This is a genomic window from Candidatus Methylomirabilota bacterium (assembly GCA_003104975.1).
Classification (GTDB): Bacteria; Methylomirabilota; Methylomirabilia; order Methylomirabilales; family Methylomirabilaceae; genus Methylomirabilis.
The window spans coordinates 25,777-51,988 of sequence record PQAM01000018.1; the positions used below are offsets into that span (position 1 = coordinate 25,777).

Genomic DNA, 26,212 nt, shown 5'->3' on the forward strand with positions numbered 1-26,212 from the left:
GACCCCATGTTCCAGCGCTCTGCGGAAGAGGCAAGTGTTTTGTGGTCGCAATTTGCGGCCTCAAAACCAGGACGTACTGAGCATCGAGGAGGCCGAAGCGAACCGGACGTTCACAATCACAAACTGTGATCTTGAAGCGGGTGGTGGCAGATGAGCGAGGAACTGGAAGTCCTGAAGGCAGTCACGCGGCGGCTTACCGGGACCGGCATTCCCTACATGATCACAGGATCGATGGCCGCGAACTTCTATGCCGTCCCGCGCATGACGCGCGATATCGATATCGTCGTGGACGTAGCCGAGTCCGACGTCGATCGGCTGATCGGACTCTTTCAGGACGACTTCTACGTCGACCGGGACACGGTGCAGGAGGCCGTCAGGGCGAAGGGGATGTTCAACATCATCCATAACGCCTTCGTCATCAAGGTGGATTTTGTGGTCCGGAAAGACAGCGACTACCGACGCACGGAGTTCTCGCGGCGGAAGGGTGTGTCCGTGGAGGGTTGCGATCTGTTCCTTGTCGCGCCGGAGGACCTGATCATCTCCAAACTTGATTGGGCACGGGACAGCCACTCGGAGGTCCAACTCTCAGATGTCCGGAACCTTCTGGCTCGCGTAGAAGGCCTTGACCACGCCTACCTGGTGCACTGGATCACTCGTTTAGGTCTCGAGTCACTCTATCGGGAGGTCAGCAGATGAACGATACCGCTCCGGAGATTGAGCGGAGATTTCTGACAATGCTGCTGCGGCGTTCAGGGGAAGAACGCCTGAAGATGGGCTGCTCGATGCACGCGACAGCCCAGGCGCTGGTGAAAGCCTCGGCGCTGGAAAAGGACCCACAGGCCTCGCCGGCCACGCTTCGACGAGCGCTCTTCCTTCGCTTCTACGGGCATGAATTTACTGCCGAGACGCGCGAGCGGATCCTGCGTGCCGTGGAACGGGCAGATCGCAAGGGAAGCTAGTCGACCCGTAACAATCCGCGCCGCTCAACCGTCTTCTCCGTTTTCCCTTCGTCCCCCGGGTACCCGCTGGGTGCGGAGAAGGCGAGGTTGAGGGGGGAAGCCAGCCAGATGGTGAGATGGCTCAGGTCCTCGCGTATTGTAGGGGCGCTGCTTGCTGCGCCCTGCCAGATCCACGAAGCGCCCATCGCGCGGTGACCGGGACCGGCCAGGCGAAGCCCTGATGAGGTGAGGAGAGGCCAGCGTAGTGTCTCAGACGTCCCTTTTCAGTGATCGTCATTCCGGGCTTGACCCGGAATCCAGTCGTTCAGTATTGGATTCCGGTTTTCGCGGGAATACCGCATGCGCCGCTGGGGCGCCCGTAGGGATGAAAGGTGGCGCCCTACACCCCTCACCTCAATCCTCTCCCCAGAGGGGAGAGGAGCCCTTTGTTATGAATCCCTCGCCCCCATGTGGGGGAGAGGGTGAGGGTGAGGGGGAACGGCGACTGCGCCGCCTACCATCGCAGTGATCGGAGGCGGGAGCAAAGCCTTGGCAGGGCGAGGAGGGGCGAAAAGGATGTTCGAGGCTGTGGCGCGCAGATCTCATATCTATATCCATCCAACTCGCGTTGAAATTATCGACCAATCCGATACGAACCATACGTGACTAACTATGGGAGCGTGGGCTTCAGGCTCCGGAAAGCCAGGTGACCATTGAGAACATCAATACTGAAGTGCGTCCCGGCTGAGCGCATCGCGCAGGCGATCGTACTGGTCCGGGGACAACGAGTGATGTTGGACAGGGACTTGGCGGCACTCTACGGAGTGGAAACCCGTGTGCTCAATCAGGCGGTGCGTCGGAACATAACGCGGTTCCCAGCGGATTTCATGGTCGTCCTGACCCGCGAGGAGATCCGGAACATATCACAAATTGTGACATGTTCAACTATTAAGCACGCTCGCAACGTGAGCGCGTTCACCGAGCAGGGAGTGGCGATGCTCTCAAGCGTCCTCAAGAGCGAGCACGCGATTGCGGTCAACATCGCCATCATACGGGCGTTCGTCTGACTGCGCGAGACGCTGTCCGTCCACAAAGAATTGGCCGCGAAACTGGGAGATCTGGAGCGCAAGATCGCCGGGCACGATGAGGGCATTCGCACGCTGTTTGAGGCCATCCGCGCCCTGATGACCACGCCGGACAAGCCGCGTCGCTCGATCGGCTTCCGGGTCGAGGAGGCGGCAGCGTATGAGAAACGGCGGTTACGCCGCATCGCGGTGACGAGAGATCGGGCCGACAAAGGCTTACTCAGGCAGCGGGGATGATGTGAGCGACTATTCGAAGGGATCGGCAACATCGAGGAAGTCGAATTTCCTGAAGTCCCGATCGGATGTGTACAGCGTGCGTACCCCGTGCTGCCGGAGGAGGGCCGCCAGGTGAGCGTCGGGGACGAGGTTACCGCGTACAGGGAAGTGGGCGGTCACCCCACGGTAGGTATCGAGGAACCCCTCAGCCTCAGAGAGTACACGTACGCGCGGCAGGCTGAGAAGCGACTCGACATTGCCGAGCGCTTCACTGGGCGAAAGCGGGCTGGCGAAAATACGCGGATGGGTAGTAATGCGGAGATAGGCTATGATCGTGGACCACGCGATGCAGAACAGGTCCGGATCTGCAACGCGCTGCTCCAAAAAGCGAGTGGCTTCTGCATGCTTTGGGGCGGACGTATCCGACGCGTAAAGGAAGATGTTGACGTCCACCGAATAACTCATCTCTTGTCGCGGTCCAGGACGCCGTACACCGCTTCTTTGTCGGAGAGATCAACCAGCGCACGCATGGGGTGGGAGGTCCAGTGAAGCTTGGACGGTTCGGGCGTAGGCTTCCGACGAGCCAAGGCTTCGGCCAGAAGCTGCGACACGATCTTGCCCAGGGAGCGCCCCTCCCGCGCCTGCAGCTTCTTGAGCTCTCTCAACAGTGGGGTATCGATGTCTAAGGTCGTTCGCGCCATGATGTGATGATGCTACCATCGACGACATCCAATGTCAAACAGGATACCGACCCAATGCCCTCTCCTCCGCCTTCCCTTCGCCCCCTTTGGGGAGAGAAGGCGGGGTTGAGGGGGAGACACCGGCTGCGCCGCGCATCATCGCGGGGATCGGGACCGACCGGGCACGTCCTGGTGGGGCGAGGAGAGGTCAGCGTAGTGTCGCATACGTCCTCTTTCAGTGATCGTCATTCCGGCCAAGCCCGCATCGCGGGCGCGAGCCGGAATCCAGTCGTTCGGCGCTGGATTGCCGTTTTCGCGGGAATACCGCATGCACCTTCGGCGCGCCCATGGGCATGAAAGTCCGAGGTGAGGCCTCCCGTGCCGCGATCGTCATTGCGAGCGACCAACGGGAGCGCGGCAATCGCATCGTTTTTGGGGCCGCGCAGAACGGTGAGATTGCTTCGGTCGCTGCGCTCCCTCGCAATGACCGACACGGGAGACTTTCTGGACAATGACGTTACGGGTATTATTGCACGTCAGTACCAGGCCAAACCTTGGTGGGGCGAGGAGAAGTGAAGGTGGACAATGACCTCACGGCAGCGGAGAAGGCAGAGGTGATCACAAACTGTGATCACCTCCGATCACTCAAGTTCTCCCCCGCTCTCCCCTACGCTGCCGGACAAGCCACGTCGCTACTGGCTGCGCCGACTTCGAAAGAGACCCTTCGCCCCCTTGGGGGAGAAGGTGAGGTTGAGGGGGCAGGACGCGAGAGCGTGAGATAGCCCAGGTCATCCCGTATCGTAGGGGCGCTGCTTGCCGCGCCCGGCCGAGTTTACGAAACGCGCCTCATCGCGGTGATCGGGACCGATCGGGCAGTGGTCGGATGACAAAAGGAGGTAAGTCGATGCCGAGAAAGCAGGTGTCTACTTCACAAGCTGTCTGCCTCCCCGCCGAACGCATCGAGCGATCTATTCTCATGATCCGAGGCGAAAGGGTCATGCTTGATGCGGATCTTGCCGAGCTGTACGGGGTCGAGACGCGCGTGCTCGTCCAGGCCGTCAAGCGGAATGCCGAGCGTTTCCCGCCGGACTTCGCCTTCGAATTGACCGCAGAGGAGTTCAACATCTTGAGATCACAAATTGTGATCTCAAGATGGGGCGGCCGCCGGTATCTCCCCTATGCGTTTACAGAACATGGAATCGCCATGTTATCGAGTGTACTGCACAGCCCGCGAGCCGTGCGTGCGAACATTGAGATCATGCGCGCTTTTATCCGGCTTCGTCGGATGCTTGCCTCCCATCAAGACCTTGCCAAGCGACTGGACGAGTTAGAGCAGCGATACGACGCGCAATTCAAGACCGTATTTGATGCCATCCGCGCTCTGATGACCAACTCGGATAAGCCCCGCCGCTCGATCGGCTTCCGGGTCGAGGAGATGGCGGCGATGTACGGGAGGCGACGACGTCGCGCATCATCGCGGTGATCGGGACCGACCGGGCACGTCCTGGTGGGGCGAGGAGAGGCCAGCGTAGTGTCTCAGGCGGCCCTTTTCAGTGATCGTCATTCCGGCCAAGCCCGCATCGCGGGCGCGAGCCGGAATCCAGGAGGTTGACCGATGAGTGCACGGGGTGCTCTGAGTCCGGCGCCCAGCGTTGAGCGGCGCATTCTTTCCATCCGCGGTCAACGCGTGATGCTCGATGCTGATCTGGCAGCCCTTTACGGGGTATCAACGCGGGTCCTCAACCAGGCGGTGAAACGGAACCCGGAACGCCTCCCCGAGGATTTCATGTTCCGTCTGACGGGAGCGGAGAAGGCAGAGGTGATCACAAACTGTGATCACCTCCGACCACTTAAGTTCTCCCCCGCTCTCCCCTATGCCTTTACCGAGCACGGGGCCATCATGCTGGCGAGCGTCCTCAATACACCAATCGCGGTTCAGGCCAGCGTGCAGGTCGTCCGGGCCTTCGTTCGGCTTCGGGAAATGCTGGGTAAACGATCGGCTTACCGGTGTCTTGATGTAACAGCAGCCGACACTCAACGTAGGCTGATAGTGCAGATGGGATATGGATAAAGTATTGACAAGGCTTTGGGCGAAAACTTCCACGGATGGTGATGGTCGGTGGCATCCCCTTATCCTCCACATGTTGGATGTGGCCGCCAGCGCAGATGCCATCTTAGCGCGTGAACCCCAAGCCACTCGTGAAAGAATGGCGGCAATCCTTGGGCTGGGCTGGGAGGATGCCCGCCCGTGGTTGTTGCTCGTAGTGGCTTGCCATGACTTGGGAAAGGCTTGCCCTGGGTTTCAGGCTAAGTGGCCTGAACTGCTCGCTTCAACGGGACTGCGTCTGCCACGAAGTCCGAATACCAATATCCACCATGCGTTTGTGAGCCAGATTGCCCTGGCAGCATGGTTGCAAGAACGGGGATGGCCAGATGAATTGGCGGAGTTGGTAGCCGATGCAGTGGGGTGTCATCACGGAAGTCGGGCATCAGAAAAGGAAAAAGAAAAAGCTGATGCGGAAATATATGTCGGAGGGGGGGATCGACTCGAAGCAGTGCGGACAGGCTGGACTCAGGCCCGCCGTGACCTGTTAGAGGCTTTGCTGGAGGTTTTCAAGCCCAACACAATTCTCAGCAAGCAGACACTTTCTGGCCCTGACTTCATGTTGCTGTCTGGACTGACAAGCTTTGCCGACTGGATCGGCTCGGACGAAGACTGGTTCCCCTTCGGAAGCCCCGAAGACTGCAGAGATTTGGAAGCGTGGTTTCAAAAACGCAGAACCTGTGCTGACCAGGCTATGAGTGCAATCGGGTGGGAACCGAGAACCCCGCTGACCAAAGAATCAAAGTCTTTCACGGATGTCTTTGGCTTTGCGCCGCGCCCATTGCAACAGGCTGTTGACGATGCACTCACCGAGTTGAAAAACCCCGCCATTCTCCTGCTAGAAGCGCCCATGGGTGAGGGCAAGACCGAGGCAGCATTCTTCGCTCATCTGGAATTACAGCGGAGTTTTGGGCATCGCGGTCTGTATGTAGCCCTGCCAACTAAGGCCACGGGCAATGCCATGTTCAAGCGAACCCTAAAATTCTTGAGCGATCAAGGGATGAATCGAAGGCTTGATCTACAGCTTGTGCATAGTGGTGTGCTACTGAACGACACATTTCAGGAGCTGAAAGTATCAGGCATATACGATTCCGAGAAGGGAGGCGAAGTCCGTGCCGGAGAATGGTTCACGAACAAGAAACGGGCGCTACTCTCTGAATACGGAGTGGGAACGGTGGATCAGGCCCTTCTGCCCATTCTGCCGGTGCGACACAACTTCGTTCGCCTGTGGGGCCTTGCGAATCGCGTGGTCGTCTTCGACGAGATCCACGCCTATGATGCCTATACGGGCACGCTTCTGGTTCACCTGCTGCGATGGCTCCTGACGTTGGGGTCATCGGTGGTGCTTCTCTCCGCAACCCTGCCTCCATCGATTCGCCGCAAGTTGGCGGAGATAGTTGGTTCCGCGCTACCGGAACCTGAGAAGCCCTACCCCCGCTTATCTATCTTCTGTCCTGGTGAGAAACCACGCCAGGAACATTTTCAAGCTGACCCTCAACGCCGTTTGACGGTACGGCTACAGGGACTTCAGACAGATTTGCCAGCCATGCTTGCGGCGTTGGAGGAGGGTCTTGCCGATGGTGGCATGGGGCTGGCACTCGTCAATACAGTCCAGCGCGCTCAAGACCTATACCAACTCTTCCCCGAAGGCGAGCGGCTGGAGCGTGAAGGCCAGTGTATCGGCAAACGCCTGTCCGATGGCACGGAAGTGCTTCTCTTTCATGCTCGCTTCCCAGCAGACCGACGGCAGAGACACGAGGATCAGGCCTTGGAGACTTTTGGGGAATCCACGAATCGAACCGGTCGCAAAATCCTCATCGCCACCCAAGTGGCGGAACAGAGCCTGGACTTGGATTTCGATTTGATCGCAACCGACCTCGCACCTATCGACCTCGTGCTGCAACGTGCGGGGCGCTTGTGGCGGCATGCGAGATCATCCAGACCCGTTTCCGAACCGAAGCTACTGGTTGCGGGATTGGCTGGCGAAGAACCACCCTCGTTCGGAAAACCTCTCTGGTGGGGATCGGTGTACCGTGAGGACATTGTGTTACGAACCTGGATTCTGCTTCGAGAAGGAGAGAGACAGACTTTGATACTTCCAGATGAGATCGACACCTTGGTACAAGAGGTCTATGAAGAGCAGGTGGTCGTGCCAGAGTTTCTAGAAGAGCGGATGAACAAGGCAGTGCTTGCCGAGGGAGAAGCCATATCTCATCGTCAGCGAGCAAACCAGGCAATCATCGGGTTGCCCGACGACGCATCCTGGAACGACCCAGCGAGGTTCGTGCTTTATGACGAAGACGAACCCGGCGTCCATCGAACCCTCATGGCCCAAACCAGGATTGGCGAAGACTCGGCTGTGGCGATCCCGTTATGGTTGGAAGACGGATTCGATTCTCAGAAGACGCCAAACTTCGCAATGTCCAAAGCGTGGTTTCTTCGGGGCGTCAGTCTTTCGCAGAAGTCGGTAGTCAAGAAACTGAAGGCGTCGGGGGTACCAGAGGGCTGGAAGGCATCGCCGCTCTTGCGCAATTGCTTTCCCCTAGTACTAGAAACCGATGGTCGTTGGACAGTAGACGCGTCGGTGCGACTTGATGATGACTTGGGATTGGTGTACGAGACGAAGGAGCCCAAATGAGCCAATTTAACTTGATCGATGAGAAATGGATACCCGTGCGATTCTCCGATGGAAGCCGCGACGAACTGGGTATTCGTGACACCCTCCTGCGATCAAAAGAGATCGCGGCCATCGAGGACCCATCACCCTTGGTGGTGGTGGCCCTGCACCGCTTTCTGCTCGCACTTCTGTACCGTGCTCTGGAAGGGCCGACCGACATCGAGCAGGCCAAGGCTCTGTTTAGGGACGGGCTGCCAAGCGAAAAAATCACGGCCTACTTGGAAAAGTGGCAGGATCGGTTCTGGTTGTTTGATGAGGGGTATCCCTTTTATCAAGTTTCTGCTTACGAGCCGCAAGAAAAGAAAGAATGGAAGTCATGGCCAGCAATTGCGGCTGAACATAACGCCAACAACGCAAAAGTACTTTTTGATCACATCGAGATTGCCGCCGCTGGACCGACTCCGTCGCGGATGGCAGCTCGGTGGCTTGTCGCTTGCCAGACATTCGCTCTTGGCGGAGGGAACAGCGATTTCGTCTACACGAAGACTGCGCCGTCGGCGACTGCTGCCATGGTTCTACCCTTGGGGATACACCTCCACGATACGCTGCTGGTCTCTCTTGTGCCCGAGAACAAGGAAGTGCTTGCAGATGATCGGCCCATCTGGGAGCAAGAACCGGTCCCACTTGCGTCGCTAAAAAATGGCATCGCAAGACCGGCAATGGGTGTAGTGGATTTATATACATGGTTGGCGCGGTCGATCACATTTCATCTTGATGGAAATGGTGAGACGCTGAGTGAACTGGCATTTGCCTCGGGAGTCGAATGTTCTTCAGAAGGCTACATTGACCCTATGCTTGGCTACAGGATTGACGACAAGTGGGGGAGGCTACCCATTCAATTTCGTCATCGGGGGCTTTGGCGAGACTTCGACTCCTTACTGCCCGACGATTCACATCTGGCACCCAAGGTAATCGAGCATGCGTCGGTATTGAGCCGGTCGAACCGGGACCGAATCCCACGATCGGTGTTAGTCCTCGGTCAGGCGAATAACAAGGCAAAGATCGAGTATTGGCGCATGGAGCGGTTTGCACTGCCAGAGGCGCTGACTGGGGACCGATTCATCCGAACGGAAATCCGGCAACTTCTTAAAGAAGCAGAGGACGCACAAAAATCTCTCTGGTTGGCCTGTCGCTCATACGCACGAGATATTCTAAGTCGAGGGGAACGAGAGCCTGACAAAAAAGATATTAAGGCATTTGTGGAACAGATGCCGGTGAATTCCTGGTACTGGTCCACCCTTGAATCTCGCTTTCACGACATCTTGCGCGAGTACACCCTCGAACGCGATTTCGAGGACATCCGCTGTCAGTGGTTAGAGTCCGTCAGGGGTACCCTCAAGAAAGCATGGGGCCAGCACCGCGCCTCGGTTTCGATGGGCGATGCTTGGGCGATCCGTGCCCTCGTGAAAGCCGAAGGACCGGTGTTACGCAAGCTGAAGGAACTGAACGACGAGATTGCCAAACTTGAACCGCGGAAGGAGGTCCTGTGAGTACATTCATCGAATGGCTGGAAAACCTAAACGAAAAAGACACCAAGGTGCGAGCGGTATTGAGGCGTAGTCTTGCTTTTGATCCGGGAGCATTTGTGCCCGCTTATCCCTATGTTGAACCCTTCCTGAAAGGCGAGGACAACTCCTGGCGGAGGGGAATGCTCTACCTTGTGGCCGGCCTTTGGGCTGCACACTGGTTGCAGGGCCGTCAGGGCGCACCGATGCCCATCGGGAGGGCCTGTGCGGCATACCAGGCGGCAAGCAACTCCGCCAGCACCGAACGCCGCTTCATCACGCTGCTTGATTCGGACGGTGATCAGTTGCCCCATAGGCTGCGTCAGATAATTGGGCTGCTCAAGGAATACGCCATCGACTTTGAAGCCCTGCTGCAAGGGCTGTTGTATTGGAACGACGACCGCAAACGCACTCAAAACTCCTGGGCGCGCGATTTCTACCGGCATTTGAATACCGAAACAGAAGAACAACTCACGACCCAAGAGGAGGTATCGCTGTGAAGACGCTCATCGAGATTCACGCCCTGCAGAACTTTGCCCCGTCGAACCTGAACCGTGATGACACCGGTGCGCCGAAGGACGCCCTTTTTGGTGGGACCCGCCGCGCGCGTGTGTCCAGCCAGTGTCTCAAGCGGGCGGTGCGCCAGTACTTCAAGGGATTAGTCGAGAACGGGTCGCTGGCGTCGGACGATGTCGCCCTCCGCACCAAACGCGTCCTGGATGCCATAACAAAATCCTTAGTCGAAAAGGGGCGCGCTAAAGTGGAAGCGACCGAGAAGGTACGCCAAGCACTGGCGGCCATAGAGCTTTCCGTCAAGGAGGATGGAAAGAGCGAATACCTCTTATTTTTGGGACAGCACGAAATCGCCAGCATAGCCGACATCATTGATGAGAAGTGGAATTCCATTACTGCAGCCGATACTCACCCTACAGAGGGAAAGAAGGCAGGCAAGGCGAAGAAGCAAGCCGCTCAGATCGCTGATCCAGAACTGAAGAAGGCGCTCGACAAAGTGTTCAACGGCGGCAAGGCTGTGGATGTCGCGCTCTTCGGACGCATGCTGGCCGATATGCCCGAGAAAAACCAGAACGCAGCATGTCAGGTGGCCCATGCCATCTCGACTCACTCCGTCGAGCGTGAGTTTGATTTCTATACTGCGGTGGACGACCTGAAGCCAGAAGACACCGCTGGCGCCGACATGATGGGTACGGTCGAGTTCAATGCCGCCTGTTTCTATCGCTACGCCGTGGTGGATTGGGAAACGCTGGTGGCAAATCTCCAAGGGGACAGGGAGCTGGCAGCCAGGGGACTACGGGCCTTTCTGGAAGGATTTATTGTCGCCGAACCTACCGGCAAGCAAAACACTTTTGCGGCTCATAATCCGCCCGAGTTCGTGGCTGTGTCAGTGCGTCGCAACACCGCACCCCACAATCTTGCCAACGCCTATGAAACAGCTATTCGCGCAAAGAAGGATGAGTCGCTCACCAGAAGGTCGGCAGAGGAGCTTGCCAAGAAAGCAAAGGCTCTGCGTGCTGTATACGGTGGTGAGGAGAAAACCTTTGTCATTAATCTGGCCGAGGCCACACTTGATGGATACGGTAGTCCTATGACTTCCCTGAAGGATCTCCTCGACAATAGCTTAAAAGCCGTAGCCGTAAAGGAGTAAGGTATGCCTACCTTACTGCTATGTCTGGTGGGTCCCATGCAGTCGTGGGGTACCACTAGCCGCTTTGATCAACGCGATACCGGGAAGGAGCCCAGCAAGTCCGGTGTACTCGGATTGCTGGCTGCTGCGCTGGGAATTGACCGCGAGAATTGGACCGAACTGGAACCGCTCACGCGCTTAGTAATGGGGGTCCGTCATGATCGTCCGGGTGTCCCCAGGCGCGACTATCAAACAGCGGGCTGTGCAGCATCCGATACCATCATTAAGGCGGATGGAACTCAGTCCAAAGATGGGGTCGTTTCCCAGCGTTTCTATCTTGCCGATGCAGCTTTTCTAGTGGGACTGGAATGCGAGGACCGATCTCTTCTGGAAAGGATTCACGCCGCTCTGCGCGATCCCGTCTGGCCCTTGGCGCTGGGCCGCAAATCCTACGTACCCTCCGAACCGATCTGGATTGAGAACGGTGTGCAGGATGTTCCATTGCGAGACGCCTTGACACGATGGCCGTGGATCTCCACACGGCGAAAATGGGAAGAGTCCCCCGAGAAGCTATTAGCCTCCTTCGAGTCCAAAGACGGCTCAGGCGTACTCAAAATGGACCAGCCGTTGTCGTCGTTTGCCGAACGCCGATTCGGGGCGCGTTACATGCGCTCGGAGTGGATTCCCTCCCTCATGAGGTAACCCATGTTTCTGCATAGAATCCATCTTGATCCGCGTTGTAGGGAGGCCAGACGAGACCTGTCCGATCCCTACCAGCTTCATGCCACATTGTGTCGGGCCTTCTGCCCGCCGGACCGTGAATGCCCGGAAGGTGAAATCTTGTGGAGGCTCGAGCCGGAGACCGATCCCGATGGTTGTCCCCGGATTCTTGTTCAGAGCCGAACGATCTCGGACTGGACAGGAATCGGCGTGAAGGGATGGCTGGCGAAGGCGGATCCGCCCATCGATCTGAAGAGCCGCCTCAAACTTGATTCACTCAAGATCGGTCAGCGCTTTCGTTTCAGGCTGCGGGCCAATCCTTGCGTCACCCGTAATAGCAAGCGACTAGGATTGCTACGACTAGAGGAACAAGAACAATGGATTGCGCGAAAAGGACACCTGCACGGATTTTCGCTTCCACAACTGCCTTTCTTTGATCTCACGGAAGCACAACGGGAGCGGATTGATGTACGGGTTTCCCAAGAACAGATGCTCCGGGGTACACAGCATGCTGGAAATAGTATTCGGATTTTTTCGGTACTCTACGACGGGGTTCTCTTGGTAAACGAACCAGCCAAATTCAGGAATACCCTGCAAACAGGCATCGGGCACGGCAAGGTTTTGGGATTGGGGCTCCTATCGGTGGGACCAATAGTATGAGGACACTCTGGTATCGGGTCGGCCAAGGCCTTCGGGTGCGGGCTGATGTTGGTGCGACGATTGTGATGCATACGTATGAATAATCCGCTGCTTCCGCCGCTCAAACCTATCGCGATGAAAGAACGGCTTTCGGTTCTCTACATCGAGAAGGGGCAACTCGATGTCCTGGACGGGGCATTCGTGGTGGTGGATGTTAATGGCGTACGCACTCATATCCCGGTGGGTGGTGTGGCCTGTTTGATGCTGGAGCCGGGTACGCGTGTCTCGCATGCGGCTGTGGCGCTCGCGGCGCGTGTCGGGACGCTGCTCGTCTGGATCGGTGAGGCAGGTGTGCGCCTGTACGCCTCTGGCCAGCCTGGGGGCGCGCGGTCGGATCGGCTCCTGTACCAGGCGCAGCTCGCGCTCGACCCGGACCTGCGACTCAAGGTCGTACGCAAGATGTACCACCTCCGCTTTGGAGAGGAGCCGCCCGCGCGCCGCAGCGTCGATCAACTGCGCGGTATTGAGGGGGCACGCGTGCGCGAGATGTACAAGCTCATCGCACGGAAGTACGGTGTCACGTGGAAGACGCGCAACTACGACACAGAGGAATGGGATAAGGCCGATCTACCGAACCGCTGCCTGTCCGCCGCTACCTCATGTCTGTATGGTGTGACCGAGGCGGCAGTGCTGGCTGCTGGGTACGCCCCGGCTGTCGGCTTTATCCATACCGGCAAGCCGCTGTCTTTTGTCTATGACATTGCCGATTTGTTCAAATTCGAAACCGTTGTACCCGTTGCATTTTGCACTGCTGCCGGGCGGGTGACAAACGCTGAGCAGCAAGTGCGACTCGCGTGTCGAGACTGCTTCCGCGAGACGAAGCTGCTTGGGAGGATTATCCCGACAATTGAAGAAGTTCTGGCGGCTGGTGAAATTAAGCCGCCGGAGCCGCCTGAAGACGCGGTATTGCCGGCGATTCCTAACCCGGAGACCATTGGCGATGCTGGTCATCGTGCTTGAGAATGCCCCGCCTCGCTTGAGGGGACGACTTGCTATATGGCTTCTGGAAATCCGTGCCGGGGTTTACGTAGGTGATTATTCCGCAAAAGTACGCGAATACCTCTGGCAACAGGTGCAAGTAGGAATTGAAGATGGTAACGCAGTGATGGTCTGGCGAACCAACAACGAGGCCGGGTTCGATTTCACCACTCTCGGGAAGAATCGGCGAGTCCCCGTTGAGCTCGATGGAGCAAAGCTGGTTTCGTTTTTGCCTGTTGAAGAGACTGGCGATTCCAGTGCTGTCTAGCATAATGATGTCGGGCTTCCCGATCAGGAGATCAGTCCGTAAAATTGTAGGCTGATAAATATCGGCGTGAAATCAGCGAGTTAGAGGAAGTGTGTTCCCCACGCGCGTGGGGATGAACCGTTGCGGAATCGGATCACGGACTGGGTGAACGCGTGTTCCCCACGCGCGTGGGGATGAACCGCCTATGACGTGATCGTGGCCCGCGTCAATGCGGTGTTCCCCACGCGCGTGGGGATGAACCGTGGTATGGATGTGAAAGAGACTTGCAGGTACGGTGTTCCCCACGCGCGTGGGGATGAACCGGCTGTCAAGGGATTGTGCCGGGGCGTCAAACAGTGTTCCCCACGCGCGTGGGGATGAACCGACCCCGAGCTTCGTCCACAGGACCGTCTCCTCGTGTTCCCCACGCGCGTGGGGATGAACCAGCCGCTTTCCTGCCGTGGCTCGGTGATCCGACGTGTTCCCCACGCGCGTGGGGATGAACCGGCGAAAGCCAGAGCAAAAACCTCAGCGTAAGGGTGTTCCCCACGCGCGTGGGGATGAACCGGCCACGCTCGTGCCCAATGTGATTGCCTATTCGTGTTCCCCACGCGCGTGGGGATGAACCGGGCACGATAAGCGCACTCCCACCAATGTTAAATCTGTTAGATGGCGTGACGTGAGGACGGATACACAGGTCCGTCCCTGCAAGATGTCATGACCGTCCCGCCAGGAGCACACCACTAAAAGGTTTCCACTGCGGGGTGACCGACGATCTGACATCGGACCCGGGTGGACGCACCCGAGGGCGCAATGAATTGCGCCCCTACAGATCACCCGGGCGCGGGGAGCAACACCTATATTTGGAGGAGCAGACCTTATAATTCGTCTCGCTCCTCGGGTTTCACATCCCTTACCTTGGCCATGGCGCGCTCAAATTTCCTGCGACTGCCCCGCGTGGCGCGTTCATTCAGATACTCAGCGGTCGTCAGCGCTGATAATTTCTCCGCCAGTGCCGTGGTGATCAGTTGGTTGATCGACACGTCTTCTTTCTTGGCCAATTCCCGGACACTCTTATGAAGCGAGGCCGGGAGACGCAAGCTGATCGTGCTCATGGCACACCTCCTATCGCTCGTAGAAACTCTTTGGGCGTTACCACACGAATACCAAATTGCTCTGCTCCTGCGAAATCGCGAACGTTATAAGTCACGATGACATCGCATCCAGCCGTCACGGCAAGTTCCAACACATGATCGTCTTGCGGATCCTTCAGGAATGGCCGCCAGAGGAAGTGAATAGCACGCTTACGAGCCACACGACAGATATAATCGAGGATATCATCAATGTCTGCGTGAGTCAGTCCAACTTCCCGCGCGATCCGTTTCGCCGCATCCTCCCATTCCACGATCAGCGGAACCGAGATGGTGATGTCAAACATCCCACGGTCTAGTAACATGAACAGTCGGTGGGACGCGCCCCGGCGTGAACGCAGAGCGGAGATAAACACGTTGGTATCGATAACGATCTGCCGCTTCATTTCGGTATCATATACGATACCGTTCCATCGGTCAAGATGATCGTCACCGAAGTCGGCAACGATGGCACTGCGAAGGCCACCCCTTACAGCCGCCAGCAAGTTAGCGGCACATCATCCCACACCCTTGTGCGAAAGGGAGGAAGGCTGGTGGACGGGCACAAGGGTGGATACGCAGGGCCGCCCCTATAGGAGGTAATGGCCTCCCCGGTAGGGGTAAACTGTCAAAAGGGTGTCTACCGGTGGGGTGATTGACGACCTGACATCGAACGGGGAGGGACACACCCCAGGGCGCAATGCATTGCGCCCCTACAGGTCACCCGGGCGCGGGTGAGGGGATTGACGGAGGCCTGAGCGGCCGGAATGAGAAATGGGGTAGCGGAGCGTGCGATGGTTACGAGGTTAACCAGCGGACCTTAATGACTTCCTCGACGGCTCGGAACTCCTGATCGTACGGCGGAGTTCCTCGCGATGCTCTTGCCGGAGATCACCCGTCAACGAGAAGGATCCCGTGAGAAAGCCGGTGGCAGCGGCGATCGGGTCGGTGGGGACTGGCGACAGGATCAATCGTCCCTCCTCTTCGGTCAACTGGACTTTTGCGCCCGGTTTCAAGCCGAGCTTGCGGCGAATGGCCTTCGGGACCAGCACTTGACCCTTTTGGGACAGTTGGGTAATAGGCATGGTTTTTCCTCCAATTCTAAAAAACGGTAACATAACAATATGTCGTATGCAATTATCTTTTTCGGTTCCTCTATGGCACGGGATGTCGGACGAGCATGAACCCACCCCAAGGCGCAATGAATTGCGCCCCTACAAAGCAACCGGACGCGGGCGCGTGGATTGACCCTTCGAGTGCCGCTCGTGTCCGGCGTCGGAAGTACGGTAAGGGAGGCATGGGAATCCAGCACCCCTATGATGGCCTGGATTCCGGCTCGCGCCCGCGTTGCGGGCTGGGCCGGAATGACGGCAGGAAAGAGGAGTCTCTCGGCCGGCGTCACGCCAGCGCGCTGCTAATGGCGGGAGTGCGTCCTCAGGAACTCGACGATCGCGGTCTTCCCGATCTTCCCTTGCGCTAGATCCAGAACGGTCTCGACCAGCAGCTCATTAGAGACCTTTACTTCAACCTCGTTTAGCTCAAGAAAGACCATTGCCGCAGCGGTACCGACGCGCCTGTTGCCGTCAACAAACGGGTGGTTTTGCACAATATGGAACAGGTAGGCAGCCGCCATCTCGAAAAGATCGGTATGCAGGAACTCGCCACCAAAGCTTGCCTGAGGCATGGCGACGGCTGGCTGCAACAGACCCATGTCCCGGATGCCGGCGCTGCCGCCATACCGCTCGATCATATCCCGATGGATTCCGATAACCTCATCAAGGCTCAGAAAGACGACCGACATGCGCTAATCTGCCAGGCGTTTCAGGGCCTTGCCGTAGCGTGTGTTGACCTTCTCCAGTGCGGTTCGAAATCGTATGTCTCGCTCCGGATCACGCACCGGGGTCACGATCAGACACTTGCCGTCGGTCGTCACCGATAGGGGGGTGTCGGCATTGATCTCAAGAAGGTCTAACACCCCGCGATCGATCACAAGGGCCAGGCTGTTACCATGCTTGGCCAGGTGCTTCACCATAGCGATCCCTCCTCTCATGGTGACTTGTCGTACTAACAGTGTAGTATCCCCTCTGTTCGGTGTCAACTCGGCTGGTCAACGCGCATACGCCGGGCTCCACGTCCGTCGCGCCCCGCGCGGGCGCGTGGATTGAAACGGGAGCGTAGCGGCCCTCGTGATGGAGGTCAGAGGTTGCTACTCGCCTTGGGGTTAGGATGCGGCAGACCTCAATCCTCGACGATGTCAAGGATCTCCCTGATTGATTCGGCTACCCTGGCCATCAGAGGGTTGGAGAGCCGGACTATCGGGCCTTGAATGAGGCGCCGATTGTCGATCGCCCGGAGTTGGTCGATCAACAGGTCGGAGTCACGGCGTAGCCTGCCGGAGGCGGGGACACGAATCCTGAGCGGCTCGGCGTCGGCAACCACGTTGGTGGTCAGCGGAATAATGATCGTTGATGGATGGGTGGCATCGAGGAGGGCCTGAGACTGGACGATAAGGACAGGGCGCGTTTTGCCTGGCTCAGTACCGCGTTGAGGGTCTAAATCGGCCAACCAGACCTCGCCCCTATTCGGCATCAGGATCTCGCTCGATGGCGGCGAACTCGGCGTTGATGCGCATGCTCTCCTCCCGGATCTTCCGCGAGACGTCAACGAGGCGCTTGGCGCGCAGACGCGCGCGGGTCTCGCGGTTCATCTGTTCAATGGCGTGTCGGATGTACTTGGCCCGGGATACCTTGAGGGCTTCGGCGCACCGGCTACTGGCCTCGAGGAGATCATCGGGAAGTTTGAGAGAAATCGCTCCCATGGGTCACCTATAAGATATATGGTTTCAATATCATATGAAAATATCCCATGTGGATCTACGATGCAAGTCTTTTCTCCTCGCTTCGTGAAAGGAGGCGCACCAACACCCTTGCAGTTTCCCGGGTTCGGGTCCCGACACTCGCGCCGCGGCCCGCGCGGGCGCGTGGATGGAAACGACGAGCACAGCTCGTGTCCGGCGCCAGAAGTGCGGTCAGCGGGGGGTGGGAATCCCGCACCCCGATGATGGAGGGAGGGATGCGCACCCTGGGGCGCAATGAATTGCGCCCCTGCAGATCACCCGGGCGCGGGCGCGTGGATTCCAGCAGGTCAGTGTCACGGAAATCTCTTCAACGGTTCACAGGCAGGTCTTCGACCCAACAGAGGACTCGTTCCAAGGGGGTACCGGTTAAGGCCTCTACGAGCTTACGGTCGCTGGTGACGAGTTGGGCGTCGAGAGTGATCGCCAGCGCGAGATAGATGCAGTCGTACAAGCTGTGTTGGAGTTCCAGCGCCATGTCGAATGCGGTAAGGAGTACGGGCTCATCGGCATGCAACCTTACCGGCAATCTCGACACCTCGCGCTGTAACGCGTGGGCTTCCCGGGGCGTAATCTCCCCTCGTCGGACAAGCTTACATAGAACGCTATTGAGCTCTAACTGGAAGAGTGCGGGCGCGTGCAGCACGGTCCCCGCTGCTCGCAGCCGTCGTGCGGCCTCACTGTGGACCTCAGGAATGAACCATTTCACGCCGATACTCGCATCGACCACATAGGCGCTCACCGATTGCGATCCTCTCGAATGAGCAGTGCGCTGTCACTGAATCTGCGACCGGAACGCTTGAAGCGGTTAAACATGCGATCAATGCGCTTCCACGCCGCGCCGGCATCAGGCACGGCCTCCTCCAGGATCGTCTTGGCTTCGGCTTGCAGTGAGCGTTTGTGCTGAGCCGCCCGGCTCTTGAGCCGCTCGACGACCCGATCATTCAAATTCCGGACCAAGAGTTGCGCCATACACCACCTCCCTATTGTTATGAATGAACCTCTGCTAGCACAATGATAGCGCGCAACTCGCACATGGTCAACGGGCTCTTAGTCTGTACGATGCTGTGACGTGAGGATGGACGCACAGGTCCGTTCCTGCTGGATGTCATGACCTTCCCGCCAGGAGCACACCACTAAAAGGTTTCCACTGCGGGGTGACTGACGACCTGACATCGCAGCGGGAAGGGCACGCACCTGGAGCGCAATGAATTGCGCCCCTACAGGTCACCCGGGCGCGGGCGCGTGGATTGAAAACCGGCTGCAGGCCCCTTGACGTTTGACGGCACGGCCCGCGTCCCCCTATACTGAGAGTACCCATGATTTCCATTCAACAGGTATCTAAGCGCTTCGGCGGCCGCGTCCTGTTCAAGGACGCCTCCCTGCGGATCGGCCTTGAGGACCGGGTCGCGCTGGTCGGACCCAACGGAGCGGGGAAAACCACCCTCCTGGAGATGATCGCGGGACGCATCGCCCCCGACAGCGGCGTCATTGCGATCAACAACAAGGCCGTGATCGGTTACCTGACCCAGGAGTTGGAGGCCCATCAGGGTCGGTCGGTGTTGGAGGAGGTGCTGACCGGCGGCTCGGAGGCATCCTCGATTGAGCGGCATCTCCGCCTGCTGGAGGAGGAGATCGCGACGGCCCCGCCGGAGGCGGTCGACGAACTGCTCTCCCATTACGGCGACCTCCAGACCAAGTACGAGCAGCTCGGCGGGTATGCCCTGGAGGCCCGGGCCAAAGAGATCCTTACCGGTCTCGGGTTCAAGGAAAAACATTTCTCCCGCACCCTGGATCATTTCTCCGGCGGCCAGCGGATGCGCGCATCGCTGGCCCGATTGCTGCTTTCCTCTCCTGATGCCCTGCTGCTGGACGAGCCGACGAACCATCTGGATCTGGAGTCGGTCATCTGGCTGGAGAAGTTCCTGGCCGGATACGCCGGCGCGATCCTGCTGATCTCCCACGATCGGAACTTCATGAACCGACTGGTCAACCGGGTGGTGGAGGTGGAACACCGGCAACTGATCGCCTATACCGGCAACTACGATCAGTATGTCTCCGCCAAGGCCGAGGCCAAGCAGATCCTGGAGGCGACCGCCAAGAACCAGCAGAAAAGGATCGAGGAGACCCAGGCCTTCATCGACCGGTTCCGGTATAAGGCGACCAAGGCCCGCCAGGTCCAGAGTCGGATCAAGCTGCTGGAGAAGATGGACAAGGTGGAGCTGACCCCTCAGCAAAAACGGGTCCGGTTCTCGTTTCCGGAGCCGCCACGGAGCGGGGAGACGGTGATCCGGCTGATCAACGTCGATAAGTCCTATGACGGTAACCCGGTCTACCGCGACCTGAATGTCGAACTACGCCGGGGAGAGCGCGTGGCCCTCATCGGTCCCAATGGGGCGGGGAAATCGACGCTGCTCAAGCTGCTGGCGGGCGTCCTGCCCTTCGAGCGGGGGGAGCGGGTGTTGGGCCATCACGTGACGACCGCCTATTATGCCCAGCACCAGTTGGAGCTGTTGACCCCTGCCAATACGGTCCTGGACGAGATCACCGCGGCCGCGCCCACGGAAGAGTCGTCCTTCCTGCGGGCCATTCTGGGTCGATTTCTCTTCTCCGGCGACGACGTCAAAAAGAAGGTGGCCATCCTGTCCGGCGGAGAGAAGAGCCGACTGGCCCTGGCCAAGATGTTGATCCGACCGGCTAATCTTCTCCTGTTGGACGAGCCGACCAACCACCTGGATATTCCCTCTCGCGATGTCCTGGAGGAGGCGCTGCGCGATTTTCCGGCCACAATCTGTTTCATCACGCATGACCGGCACTTTATCCGGGCCGTGGCCAACCGGATCATCGATGTGCGGGACGGCGCAGCCACGCCCTATGCCGGGGATTACGATTACTACCTCTACAAGCAGCACCTGATGGCGGAAGAGACGGCCGACCGCTCTCAACCTCAACCCGCACCGACTAAGGGGCCGGTCCAGCCGGCACAGCGGCCCGAAGTGAAGGAGGGGCCGGCGAGGGAACGAAAGACCAAGGGGCAAAAACGGGCCGAGGCCGAGACGCGAAACCGAATGCACCGGCAGTCGAGCCTGCTGCGGTCGTCGCTGTCCACAATCGAGGCGGAGGTGGCCGAGGCCGAAAAGATCCTGGAGGAGCTGTCCCATACGCTCGCCGACCCGGAGACCTACCGAAATAAGGAGCGGTTCCGCGATGCGCTGGACCGACACGCGCAGACCAAGCGGAGGGTGGCCGAATTGACGGCCGAATGGGATCGCCTCTCCGGCCAGATTGCGTGACAACGCGGGCCGTGAGCCTGAAGATCCCGGGCCGTAGAGACGTTGAGTGGCATATTTTATGCTACACTTTTTGTGTAAGACGTTGAACTCTGATTCACCGACTGCGGCTCGATCAGCGCTTTTCATCCCTACTGGAACGAAAGACCTTGACAGCGGCGCTTCGACGTCTGCAGTATAATGATATAGGGGAGCAGACCCTGTGGTTCGGGGTCCTGGAGCACATCGATGAGTACTTATCCAATCGGTACCTGTCAGTCCTGCGGGGCGCGCAAGGTGCCCGGCGCCAGCGCCTGCTGGCAATGCGGTGTCGTATTCGCAATCCTGCCGACGACGCCGGCGACGCCGGGACGTTGGGTCAAGCTGCCGTGGGCGGGGGTCCTCCCTCTGGGGCTCTTTTTCCTGCCATGGGTGATTGTGGGCCGATACGCCGGCCATCGGGTCATCTCGGTTGCCGGCCTGGAGCTGGCGCTTGGCCAGTCGCTGAGAGGCCGTCCCGTCCCGCATGAGCCGATCCTGTGGCTGATTCCCTGCGTCTCGCTTCTCTTGGCGGTCCTGCTGTTTCGAGCCTATCGACGGGCACCAGAGCCTGGGCGCTGGCTGCTGATCGCGGCCACTGCCGGGGTCGGGTTTCTGCTGCTTGCGATCAAGACGGTGCAGTGGTTATTGATCGAGCCTCCCTCCGAGGCGGTCTGGGTCATTCATTGGTTGACCAGCGAATATCTGGTCAGCATCTCGGCCTTTTTGATATCGGCGTTCACCGCCCTGCGAGCCTGGATCGACGCGAAGGGTCCGCAGCCGCTATCGTCCCCCTCTTCCCCCGAAGATACTCCACTCGACGAAGAGCAGTTTCCATAGCGCCGGTCACGGTCGAGTCTCCTGCGTCCATCCATTTCCCGACGGGTTTGCACGAGTAGGATTCTTCGCACCCAACCCGTCCGGTATGCCGGCCTGCCGTGCATGACTCGGCGCAAGCAGGCGCATAGGCGTGGATGCACCGGCCGGCATCGTGTGAGACCGATCGAACGGCTCCAGCCTGCCCTCCTTGCCGGCCTGATCCCGATATACGAGCGCATTCCTCTCGAAATCGTATTCCGGGATGTCCGGATCGTTCCATCTCGTCAGGAAGTATTGGTAGAGGGGCGTATACAGGCTCTCCGGATGGGGGACGTGCTGGAACAGGTATTCCGGCATCATCTCCACATCCATAGCGGAGGGGTAATAGCGCATCCAGATATAGTCGCCGAGAATCGCCAGCTTCAGAAACGGCGGATCCTGGTACAGCTTCAGTGTGATGGTCTTCCGGACCTCTTTCAACGTCCTGAGAAACTCAATGCTCTTGGAGATCTGCTCTCGAAGGTGCGCCTCCGTCACATCGGGGTGGAGGATGGCCCTGGCGCGCGCCCGCGCACCCTCGCTCTCGGGGTCGAGGAGCATGATCTTTGCCTCACGGCAATGGTGGAGCACGCTATGTAAGTCGCCATTCGGCTCGACGAAGGTTCTGAATCCTGTGGAGCCGATCAGCATGAGGTCGCGGCCAAGGCCCTGCCGCTCCTTCATCCGCCTGATCCGCCGTGCGGCAAAGCGCCGGCCGCTACGCGTGGCGCCTAGTAGGCCGGCACGCCTCGCGACCTGGGCGAACCGGCGATCGCGCCAGCGCCTCCCCATCACCTCCATCAGCATCATCAGCAGCACCGCCACGGTGATCTCGACCGACAGGATGAGGGTCTTCTCATCCTCAATCAAGGACCAGTAGTAGACAACGTGCGGGACCCAGGAGCGGGCGATGGTGGGGAGCGAGAGGGCGATCGCGGCGCTCGCGACGACGACGACGATGTGATAGGCCAGATGCGCCGACCGTTCGGCGACGCCGGCCACGAGCGTCGCCACACCGCCGGCGAGGTGCGCGGTAGTCCGCCTGACGACATGTGCCACTCCCGCAGTGCGTTCATCGGGGTGGTGAAGCATAAAGACCTCCTTTTTGCGTTGCTTAGCCGATAGCTGATAGGCAATAGCTGGTAGCCGGAACGGATGGAATGCCGATGGTGAGGCTACATAGCAGCAAGGCCTATGCCAGTTGCCGTCAGACCGGTTGTAAGTATCAGACGGATGGGCGTCGGAAGGAGGTCGAGCAGGTTTCGGTGGGCGCTGGAGACCGGATAGATCGCAACTGGGTATGTAACAATTACTCCGCACTCCACCTTTTCCGGCTAGGCAGGAGGAATGCGGAGGGTGTACAATCCGGGTATGAGGCGACGACAACGCACCGAGACAGGTGGGCCCTGCCATGGCGCGGGTTAGAGTCGGGACCTGCGGTTTTGCCATGGGGCAGCCGGAGTACTACAGAACCTTCCCGGTTGTCGAGATTCAACAGACCTTCTATAAACTGCCGCGCATCGCGACGGGTGCGCGATGGCGGGCCGGGGCGCCGACCGGATTCGAATTGACGATGAAGGCGTGGCAGCTTATCACACACGAGCCTTCGAGCCCCACCTATCGCCGCTTGGCCCGACCGATCCCCCACGAATCGAAAGATCACTACGGCGCCTTCCGACCGACCGAGGAGGTCGCCGCCGCCTGGACCCAGACGCGGGCATTGGCGACCGCCCTGGGCGCCTCGATCATTGTCTTTCAGTGCCCGCCGCGCTTTACCCCGACGCCCGAGCATATCGAGAACCTGCGCCGTTTCTTTACGACTATCGACCGCACCGGCTGGCACGCTGCCTGGGAGCCGCGAGGAGACTGGACGGCCGATACCATTCAGGGCCTGTGCCGCGAGTTGGATCTGGTGCACGTGGTCGATCCGCTCAAGGAGACGCCGCGTCACGGCGCGATCCGCTATTTCAGGCTGCATGGCCTGACCGGGTACCGATATGTCCATACCGATCAGGACCTCGATCGGCTGGAGGACGCATGCCGCGGCGATCTACCCACCTACTGCCTGTTCAACAATCTCTTCATGGCCGAGGATGCACTGCGATTTCAGGCGCGGCTGGGGCGGAAGGCGGAGCGGTCGCGGCTGCGCGTCGTCAGGGCGGCGCGCTAACCCCGGATGAGCACGACACCACAGGCACTGGAAGGGGTCGCGCCGACGCCTGAGCGGTTGGCGGAGGCGATCAAGGAGGAGGCGCGCCGGCTGGGATTCGAACTGGTCGGCATCGCGCCGATCGAGGACCCGCTGCACGAGCAGGCATTTGCCGACTGGCTGCAAGCGGGCTACCACGGCGAGATGGCCTACATGGCGCGCACCGAACAGGCCAGACGCCATCCGAGCAGTTGGCTGCCGTGGGCGCGTTCGGTCGTCTCTGTCGCCATGCACTATCACACCCCCTTCCCGCGCGAGACCCACGACACAGGCGCACCCAGGGGATGGATCTCGCGCTATGCGTGGGGGGACGACTATCATACGATGATGGAGAGCCGACTTGAGGCCCTGTTGGGCTTCATTCGCAGCGTCGTCGGCGGGACGGTCCAGGGCAAGGTCTACGTCGATACCGGACCGGTGCTGGAGCGGGAGGTTGCGGTCCGGGCCGGGATCGGGTGGATCGGCAAGAATACGCATCTGATCTCGCCGAAGCATGGCTCCTATTTTTTTCTAGGCGAGCTGTTTCTGGATCTCGCGCTGCCGACGGATCAGCCGATCCGGGATCGATGCGGCTCGTGCGATCTCTGTCTGAAGGCCTGTCCCACCGATGCCTTTGTCGGTCCCTATCGACTGGATGCGCGGCGCTGCATCTCGTACCTGACCATCGAGTTGAAAGGGCGCATCCCGGCCGAGATGCGGCCGCTGATCGGCGATCACATCTTTGGCTGCGACATCTGTCAGGAGGTCTGCCCCTACAATATCAACATCGGGGCCTCGAAGGAGGCCGCATTTCACCCTCGTGAGGGGCTGCATGCGCCGGAGTTGATCCCGCTGCTCGCACTCGGCGACGATCAGTTCCGATCGCAATTCAAGGGAAGTCCCATCAAGCGTTCAAAGCGACGGGGTCTGCTGCGCAACGTGGCCGTGGCGCTCGGCAATATCACGCCTCAGAAGTCTGTCCCGGCCCTGGCGACGCTCCTGTCCGATTCGGAGCCGCTGGTCCGGGGCCATGCCGCCTGGACCCTGGGACAGATCGGCACGCCCGAGGCACGGACGGCGCTGGATGGGGCACGTACCCGCGAAACCGATCCGGACGTACAGGCCGAGATCACGCAGGCGCTGATCGCCTGCGCGCTTTCACCGTAACCCTGGCCCGGATGGTCAATGCTCGCCCGCCGCGCTCCAGATAGGCCAGGAATCCCCGCCAGCGGCTTTCGGCTTTCCACTTGCCGATCAGACCCGACTCCTCCACATAGGCCATGGCGTCGATCGGGGCGCTGAAGGTCAACCGCTCGCACTCGACCTCACGATAGACCGGATCGAATCCCGCCGCCGCAAGCGCCGTGTCGACGTCCGCCTCCCCGTAGGCAAATCGGGAACTCCGGCCGGTCTCGTGCCACTGGTCTTTGTGCAGGGTTGAAAAGGCGATGCACGCGTCCGGCCGCAGCACCGCGGCCGCCCGGCGCAGGATCTCGTTCGACATACACAGATGGGCGACCACCAGGTCGATCGGTCCGAACTCGCTGTAGTCGGTCCGTTCGGCATCGCAACACACAAACGTGACGTGATTCAGGCCACGGGCGCGCGCGCGCTGCGTCGCCTGCTCGATCGCCCCGTCCGACCAGTCGACACCGATCAACCGGCCCGCCTCCTCTGCCAGGGCGAAGGTCAGTCGCCCAGTGCCGCATCCGACATCCAGCACGGTCCGTCCGCGCAGCAACTCTTCCCGTATCAGGCGCACAAACGCCTCACTGAGAAGGCCGTGTCTCGCCTCGCGCCCCTCGCCTGGCCGATAGACGCGCTCGATGCGCTGCTCGTTCCATTCGCTCATACGCACCCCTTCCTGGATTCTGTGGTATGTCAGTATCCCAAAACTGTAAGGCTTTGGGAAGGGGCGACACGGCGGCCGGCGGCGCACCCTTGACAGGCCCACAACAAGGGTATATATATATAGTAATATTTGCAGATGCAATAATATGCAATTACGTGACGATCGGACAACCATGAGACAGCAACTGAGCAACTTCAAGGCGGATTTCTTTAAGGCGTTGGCGCATCCGCTGAGGATCTCGATCCTGGACGCGTTGCGGACCGGAGAGTTCACGGTGAACGAGATCAGCCGGCAATTCTCGATCGAGCCGGCCAACGCCTCGCAGCAGCTTGCGGTTCTCCGCAATAAGGGGATTGTGGTGGCCCGTAAGGAGGGGTCGAGCGTCTACTATTCCGTCGGCGACCCGTCGCTCTTCAAGCTGCTTGATGCCGCACGAGAAATCTTCAACAACCATCTGATCGGCGTCCGCGGGATGCTTGAGGAGATCCGACTCGAGCAGACGCAGACACCCAAGCGCCGCTGAGCCGGACA

Annotated in this window: 34 protein-coding genes and 1 CRISPR repeat array; of the genes, 20 read left to right on the top strand and 14 right to left on the bottom strand. The window is 59.3% G+C overall.

The window, feature by feature from the left end; genetic code table 11:
* Window positions 1-150: 150 nt before the first annotated feature.
* Both C3F12_12950 and C3F12_12955 read left to right on the top strand, forming a co-directional pair.
* Window positions 151-696 (top strand): hypothetical protein, encoded by a 546-nt coding sequence (locus C3F12_12950; GenBank protein ID PWB42821.1) that lies wholly within the window; start codon window positions 151-153, stop codon window positions 694-696.
* On the top strand, window positions 693-959 hold the full coding sequence (locus C3F12_12955; GenBank protein PWB42822.1) for a hypothetical protein: 267 nt from the start codon (window positions 693-695) through the stop codon (window positions 957-959). Before C3F12_12950 ends, C3F12_12955 begins: the two co-directional genes overlap by 4 nt.
* Here C3F12_12955 and C3F12_12960 read toward each other — a convergent pair.
* Window positions 956-1,144: a hypothetical protein gene (locus tag C3F12_12960; protein PWB42823.1), complete on the bottom strand. Its 189-nt coding sequence runs from the start codon at window positions 1,142-1,144 to the stop codon at window positions 956-958. The two genes, C3F12_12955 and C3F12_12960, sit on opposite strands and share 4 nt — an antisense overlap.
* 585 nt (window positions 1,145-1,729) lie before the next feature.
* On the opposite strand from C3F12_12960, the gene C3F12_12965 reads away from it, so the two are divergent.
* Both C3F12_12965 and C3F12_12970 read left to right on the top strand, forming a co-directional pair.
* Window positions 1,730-2,005 carry a hypothetical protein gene (locus C3F12_12965; GenBank protein PWB42824.1) on the top strand — a complete coding sequence of 92 codons (276 nt, stop codon included), beginning with the start codon at window positions 1,730-1,732 and terminating at the stop codon, window positions 2,003-2,005.
* Window positions 2,006-2,035: 30 nt separating this feature from the next.
* The gene (locus tag C3F12_12970; GenBank protein ID PWB42825.1) at window positions 2,036-2,260 is read left to right on the top strand and encodes a hypothetical protein; all 225 of its coding nucleotides are present in this window, start codon (window positions 2,036-2,038) and stop codon (window positions 2,258-2,260) included.
* Between the two features lie 9 nt (window positions 2,261-2,269).
* On the opposite strand, the gene C3F12_12975 is transcribed toward C3F12_12970, so the two are convergent.
* Both C3F12_12975 and C3F12_12980 read right to left on the bottom strand, forming a co-directional pair.
* Window positions 2,270-2,704: a VapC toxin family PIN domain ribonuclease gene (locus C3F12_12975; protein PWB42826.1), complete on the bottom strand. Its 435-nt coding sequence runs from the start codon at window positions 2,702-2,704 to the stop codon at window positions 2,270-2,272.
* Window positions 2,701-2,940 (bottom strand): antitoxin, encoded by a 240-nt coding sequence (locus tag C3F12_12980; GenBank protein ID PWB42827.1) that lies wholly within the window; start codon window positions 2,938-2,940, stop codon window positions 2,701-2,703. The genes C3F12_12975 and C3F12_12980 overlap by 4 nt, the downstream gene beginning before the upstream one ends.
* 557 nt (window positions 2,941-3,497) lie before the next feature.
* Between C3F12_12980 and C3F12_12985 the strand changes: the two genes are divergently transcribed.
* The 11 genes from C3F12_12985 (at window position 3,498) to C3F12_13035 (ending at window position 13,512) form a co-directional block, all read left to right on the top strand.
* Window positions 3,498-3,701: a hypothetical protein gene (locus tag C3F12_12985; GenBank protein ID PWB42828.1), complete on the top strand. Its 204-nt coding sequence runs from the start codon at window positions 3,498-3,500 to the stop codon at window positions 3,699-3,701.
* A 122-nt stretch (window positions 3,702-3,823) separates the two neighbouring features.
* A complete protein-coding gene (locus C3F12_12990) occupies window positions 3,824-4,402 on the top strand; it encodes a DNA-binding protein (GenBank protein ID PWB42829.1) in 579 nt (192 codons plus the stop codon).
* Between the two features lie 132 nt (window positions 4,403-4,534).
* Window positions 4,535-4,990: a hypothetical protein gene (locus tag C3F12_12995; protein PWB42830.1), complete on the top strand. Its 456-nt coding sequence runs from the start codon at window positions 4,535-4,537 to the stop codon at window positions 4,988-4,990.
* A complete protein-coding gene (locus C3F12_13000; GenBank protein PWB42831.1) occupies window positions 4,983-7,661 on the top strand; it encodes a CRISPR-associated helicase/endonuclease Cas3 in 2,679 nt (892 codons plus the stop codon). Before C3F12_12995 ends, C3F12_13000 begins: the two co-directional genes overlap by 8 nt.
* A complete protein-coding gene (gene casA / locus C3F12_13005; protein PWB42832.1) occupies window positions 7,658-9,190 on the top strand; it encodes a type I-E CRISPR-associated protein Cse1/CasA in 1,533 nt (510 codons plus the stop codon). Before C3F12_13000 ends, casA begins: the two co-directional genes overlap by 4 nt.
* The gene (gene casB / locus C3F12_13010) at window positions 9,187-9,705 is read left to right on the top strand and encodes a type I-E CRISPR-associated protein Cse2/CasB (GenBank protein PWB42833.1); all 519 of its coding nucleotides are present in this window, start codon (window positions 9,187-9,189) and stop codon (window positions 9,703-9,705) included. Before casA ends, casB begins: the two co-directional genes overlap by 4 nt.
* The gene (gene cas7e, locus C3F12_13015) at window positions 9,702-10,868 is read left to right on the top strand and encodes a type I-E CRISPR-associated protein Cas7/Cse4/CasC (GenBank protein ID PWB42834.1); all 1,167 of its coding nucleotides are present in this window, start codon (window positions 9,702-9,704) and stop codon (window positions 10,866-10,868) included. Before casB ends, cas7e begins: the two co-directional genes overlap by 4 nt.
* Before the next feature lie 3 nt (window positions 10,869-10,871).
* Window positions 10,872-11,549, top strand: a complete 678-nt coding sequence (cas5e, locus tag C3F12_13020) for a type I-E CRISPR-associated protein Cas5/CasD (protein PWB42835.1) — start codon at window positions 10,872-10,874, stop codon at window positions 11,547-11,549.
* Between the two features lie 3 nt (window positions 11,550-11,552).
* Window positions 11,553-12,227: a type I-E CRISPR-associated protein Cas6/Cse3/CasE gene (cas6e, locus tag C3F12_13025; GenBank protein ID PWB42836.1), complete on the top strand. Its 675-nt coding sequence runs from the start codon at window positions 11,553-11,555 to the stop codon at window positions 12,225-12,227.
* A gap of 114 nt (window positions 12,228-12,341) precedes the next feature.
* Window positions 12,342-13,226, top strand: a complete 885-nt coding sequence (locus C3F12_13030) for a subtype I-E CRISPR-associated endonuclease Cas1 (protein PWB43026.1) — start codon at window positions 12,342-12,344, stop codon at window positions 13,224-13,226.
* Window positions 13,207-13,512, top strand: a complete 306-nt coding sequence (locus C3F12_13035; protein PWB42837.1) for a type I-E CRISPR-associated endoribonuclease Cas2 — start codon at window positions 13,207-13,209, stop codon at window positions 13,510-13,512. The genes C3F12_13030 and C3F12_13035 overlap by 20 nt, the downstream gene beginning before the upstream one ends.
* 91 nt (window positions 13,513-13,603) lie before the next feature.
* Window positions 13,604-14,120: a CRISPR direct-repeat array (repeat unit 29 nt; unit sequence GTGTTCCCCACGCGCGTGGGGATGAACCG).
* 249 nt (window positions 14,121-14,369) lie between these two features.
* On the opposite strand, the gene C3F12_13040 is transcribed toward C3F12_13035, so the two are convergent.
* From C3F12_13040 to C3F12_13080, 9 genes are all read right to left on the bottom strand, one after another.
* On the bottom strand, window positions 14,370-14,606 hold the full coding sequence (locus C3F12_13040) for a toxin-antitoxin system HicB family antitoxin (protein PWB42838.1): 237 nt from the start codon (window positions 14,604-14,606) through the stop codon (window positions 14,370-14,372).
* Window positions 14,603-15,028: a DNA-binding protein gene (locus C3F12_13045; GenBank protein PWB43027.1), complete on the bottom strand. Its 426-nt coding sequence runs from the start codon at window positions 15,026-15,028 to the stop codon at window positions 14,603-14,605. The genes C3F12_13040 and C3F12_13045 overlap by 4 nt, the downstream gene beginning before the upstream one ends.
* Window positions 15,029-15,427: 399 nt before the next feature.
* The gene (locus C3F12_13050) at window positions 15,428-15,706 is read right to left on the bottom strand and encodes an AbrB family transcriptional regulator (GenBank protein PWB42839.1); all 279 of its coding nucleotides are present in this window, start codon (window positions 15,704-15,706) and stop codon (window positions 15,428-15,430) included.
* Between the two features lie 329 nt (window positions 15,707-16,035).
* On the bottom strand, window positions 16,036-16,422 hold the full coding sequence (locus C3F12_13055; protein ID PWB42840.1) for a type II toxin-antitoxin system death-on-curing family toxin: 387 nt from the start codon (window positions 16,420-16,422) through the stop codon (window positions 16,036-16,038).
* Between the two features lie 3 nt (window positions 16,423-16,425).
* Window positions 16,426-16,653 (bottom strand): AbrB family transcriptional regulator, encoded by a 228-nt coding sequence (locus C3F12_13060; GenBank protein ID PWB42841.1) that lies wholly within the window; start codon window positions 16,651-16,653, stop codon window positions 16,426-16,428.
* A gap of 206 nt (window positions 16,654-16,859) precedes the next feature.
* Window positions 16,860-17,210, bottom strand: coding sequence for a type II toxin-antitoxin system PemK/MazF family toxin (locus C3F12_13065; protein PWB42842.1), 351 nt, complete (start codon window positions 17,208-17,210; stop codon window positions 16,860-16,862).
* Complete coding sequence (locus tag C3F12_13070; protein ID PWB42843.1) at window positions 17,200-17,439, bottom strand: CopG family transcriptional regulator; 240 nt, start codon at window positions 17,437-17,439, stop codon at window positions 17,200-17,202. The genes C3F12_13065 and C3F12_13070 overlap by 11 nt, the downstream gene beginning before the upstream one ends.
* A gap of 346 nt (window positions 17,440-17,785) precedes the next feature.
* Window positions 17,786-18,217: a PIN domain nuclease gene (locus C3F12_13075; protein ID PWB42844.1), complete on the bottom strand. Its 432-nt coding sequence runs from the start codon at window positions 18,215-18,217 to the stop codon at window positions 17,786-17,788.
* Window positions 18,214-18,447 (bottom strand): hypothetical protein, encoded by a 234-nt coding sequence (locus C3F12_13080; protein ID PWB42845.1) that lies wholly within the window; start codon window positions 18,445-18,447, stop codon window positions 18,214-18,216. Before C3F12_13080 ends, C3F12_13075 begins: the two co-directional genes overlap by 4 nt.
* A gap of 347 nt (window positions 18,448-18,794) precedes the next feature.
* Between C3F12_13080 and C3F12_13085 the strand changes: the two genes are divergently transcribed.
* Both C3F12_13085 and C3F12_13090 read left to right on the top strand, forming a co-directional pair.
* Complete coding sequence (locus C3F12_13085) at window positions 18,795-20,768, top strand: ABC transporter ATP-binding protein (protein PWB42846.1); 1,974 nt, start codon at window positions 18,795-18,797, stop codon at window positions 20,766-20,768.
* A 225-nt stretch (window positions 20,769-20,993) separates the two neighbouring features.
* A complete protein-coding gene (locus tag C3F12_13090) occupies window positions 20,994-21,623 on the top strand; it encodes a hypothetical protein (GenBank protein PWB42847.1) in 630 nt (209 codons plus the stop codon).
* A 6-nt stretch (window positions 21,624-21,629) separates the two neighbouring features.
* Here the strand turns inward: C3F12_13090 and C3F12_13095 are convergent, their stop codons facing one another.
* Window positions 21,630-22,733 (bottom strand): hypothetical protein, encoded by a 1,104-nt coding sequence (locus tag C3F12_13095; protein ID PWB42848.1) that lies wholly within the window; start codon window positions 22,731-22,733, stop codon window positions 21,630-21,632.
* Between the two features lie 319 nt (window positions 22,734-23,052).
* Between C3F12_13095 and C3F12_13100 the strand changes: the two genes are divergently transcribed.
* Window positions 23,053-23,811, top strand: a complete 759-nt coding sequence (locus tag C3F12_13100; protein ID PWB42849.1) for a hypothetical protein — start codon at window positions 23,053-23,055, stop codon at window positions 23,809-23,811.
* Between the two features lie 6 nt (window positions 23,812-23,817).
* The gene (gene queG, locus C3F12_13105; protein ID PWB42850.1) at window positions 23,818-24,996 is read left to right on the top strand and encodes a tRNA epoxyqueuosine(34) reductase QueG; all 1,179 of its coding nucleotides are present in this window, start codon (window positions 23,818-23,820) and stop codon (window positions 24,994-24,996) included.
* On the opposite strand, the gene C3F12_13110 is transcribed toward queG, so the two are convergent.
* A complete protein-coding gene (locus C3F12_13110; protein ID PWB42851.1) occupies window positions 24,959-25,855 on the bottom strand; it encodes a hypothetical protein in 897 nt (298 codons plus the stop codon). The two genes, queG and C3F12_13110, sit on opposite strands and share 38 nt — an antisense overlap.
* Here C3F12_13110 and C3F12_13115 point away from each other — a divergent pair.
* A complete protein-coding gene (locus tag C3F12_13115; GenBank protein ID PWB42852.1) occupies window positions 25,854-26,204 on the top strand; it encodes a transcriptional regulator in 351 nt (116 codons plus the stop codon). The genes C3F12_13110 and C3F12_13115 overlap by 2 nt on opposite strands.
* Window positions 26,205-26,212 lie beyond the last annotated feature (8 nt).

Coding starts and splice junctions, on each gene's coding strand:
- C3F12_13060 (PWB42841.1), bottom strand. CDS start 16,653: ATGGTGAAGCACCTGGCCAAGCATGGTAACAGCCTGGCCCTTGTGATC.
- queG (PWB42850.1), top strand. CDS start 23,818: ATGAGCACGACACCACAGGCACTGGAAGGGGTCGCGCCGACGCCTGAG.
- C3F12_13085 (PWB42846.1), top strand. CDS start 18,795: ATGATTTCCATTCAACAGGTATCTAAGCGCTTCGGCGGCCGCGTCCTG.
- C3F12_12965 (PWB42824.1), top strand. CDS start 1,730: ATGTTGGACAGGGACTTGGCGGCACTCTACGGAGTGGAAACCCGTGTG.
- C3F12_12995 (PWB42830.1), top strand. CDS start 4,535: ATGAGTGCACGGGGTGCTCTGAGTCCGGCGCCCAGCGTTGAGCGGCGC.
- C3F12_13090 (PWB42847.1), top strand. CDS start 20,994: ATGAGTACTTATCCAATCGGTACCTGTCAGTCCTGCGGGGCGCGCAAG.
- C3F12_13035 (PWB42837.1), top strand. CDS start 13,207: ATGCTGGTCATCGTGCTTGAGAATGCCCCGCCTCGCTTGAGGGGACGA.
- C3F12_13070 (PWB42843.1), bottom strand. CDS start 17,439: ATGGGAGCGATTTCTCTCAAACTTCCCGATGATCTCCTCGAGGCCAGT.
- C3F12_12950 (PWB42821.1), top strand. CDS start 151: ATGAGCGAGGAACTGGAAGTCCTGAAGGCAGTCACGCGGCGGCTTACC.
- C3F12_13030 (PWB43026.1), top strand. CDS start 12,342: ATGAAAGAACGGCTTTCGGTTCTCTACATCGAGAAGGGGCAACTCGAT.
- C3F12_13110 (PWB42851.1), bottom strand. CDS start 25,855: ATGGTTGTCCGATCGTCACGTAATTGCATATTATTGCATCTGCAAATA.
- C3F12_12960 (PWB42823.1), bottom strand. CDS start 1,144: ATGGGCGCTTCGTGGATCTGGCAGGGCGCAGCAAGCAGCGCCCCTACA.
- C3F12_12990 (PWB42829.1), top strand. CDS start 3,824: ATGCCGAGAAAGCAGGTGTCTACTTCACAAGCTGTCTGCCTCCCCGCC.
- C3F12_13055 (PWB42840.1), bottom strand. CDS start 16,422: ATGTCGGTCGTCTTTCTGAGCCTTGATGAGGTTATCGGAATCCATCGG.
- C3F12_13000 (PWB42831.1), top strand. CDS start 4,983: ATGGATAAAGTATTGACAAGGCTTTGGGCGAAAACTTCCACGGATGGT.
- C3F12_12975 (PWB42826.1), bottom strand. CDS start 2,704: ATGAGTTATTCGGTGGACGTCAACATCTTCCTTTACGCGTCGGATACG.
- C3F12_13050 (PWB42839.1), bottom strand. CDS start 15,706: ATGCCTATTACCCAACTGTCCCAAAAGGGTCAAGTGCTGGTCCCGAAG.
- C3F12_12980 (PWB42827.1), bottom strand. CDS start 2,940: ATGGCGCGAACGACCTTAGACATCGATACCCCACTGTTGAGAGAGCTC.
- C3F12_13065 (PWB42842.1), bottom strand. CDS start 17,210: ATGCCGAATAGGGGCGAGGTCTGGTTGGCCGATTTAGACCCTCAACGC.
- C3F12_13040 (PWB42838.1), bottom strand. CDS start 14,606: ATGAGCACGATCAGCTTGCGTCTCCCGGCCTCGCTTCATAAGAGTGTC.
- C3F12_12955 (PWB42822.1), top strand. CDS start 693: ATGAACGATACCGCTCCGGAGATTGAGCGGAGATTTCTGACAATGCTG.
- cas6e (PWB42836.1), top strand. CDS start 11,553: ATGTTTCTGCATAGAATCCATCTTGATCCGCGTTGTAGGGAGGCCAGA.
- C3F12_13100 (PWB42849.1), top strand. CDS start 23,053: ATGGCGCGGGTTAGAGTCGGGACCTGCGGTTTTGCCATGGGGCAGCCG.
- C3F12_13045 (PWB43027.1), bottom strand. CDS start 15,028: ATGAAGCGGCAGATCGTTATCGATACCAACGTGTTTATCTCCGCTCTG.
- C3F12_13095 (PWB42848.1), bottom strand. CDS start 22,733: ATGCTTCACCACCCCGATGAACGCACTGCGGGAGTGGCACATGTCGTC.
- cas5e (PWB42835.1), top strand. CDS start 10,872: ATGCCTACCTTACTGCTATGTCTGGTGGGTCCCATGCAGTCGTGGGGT.
- casA (PWB42832.1), top strand. CDS start 7,658: ATGAGCCAATTTAACTTGATCGATGAGAAATGGATACCCGTGCGATTC.
- C3F12_13080 (PWB42845.1), bottom strand. CDS start 18,447: ATGGCGCAACTCTTGGTCCGGAATTTGAATGATCGGGTCGTCGAGCGG.
- C3F12_13115 (PWB42852.1), top strand. CDS start 25,854: ATGAGACAGCAACTGAGCAACTTCAAGGCGGATTTCTTTAAGGCGTTG.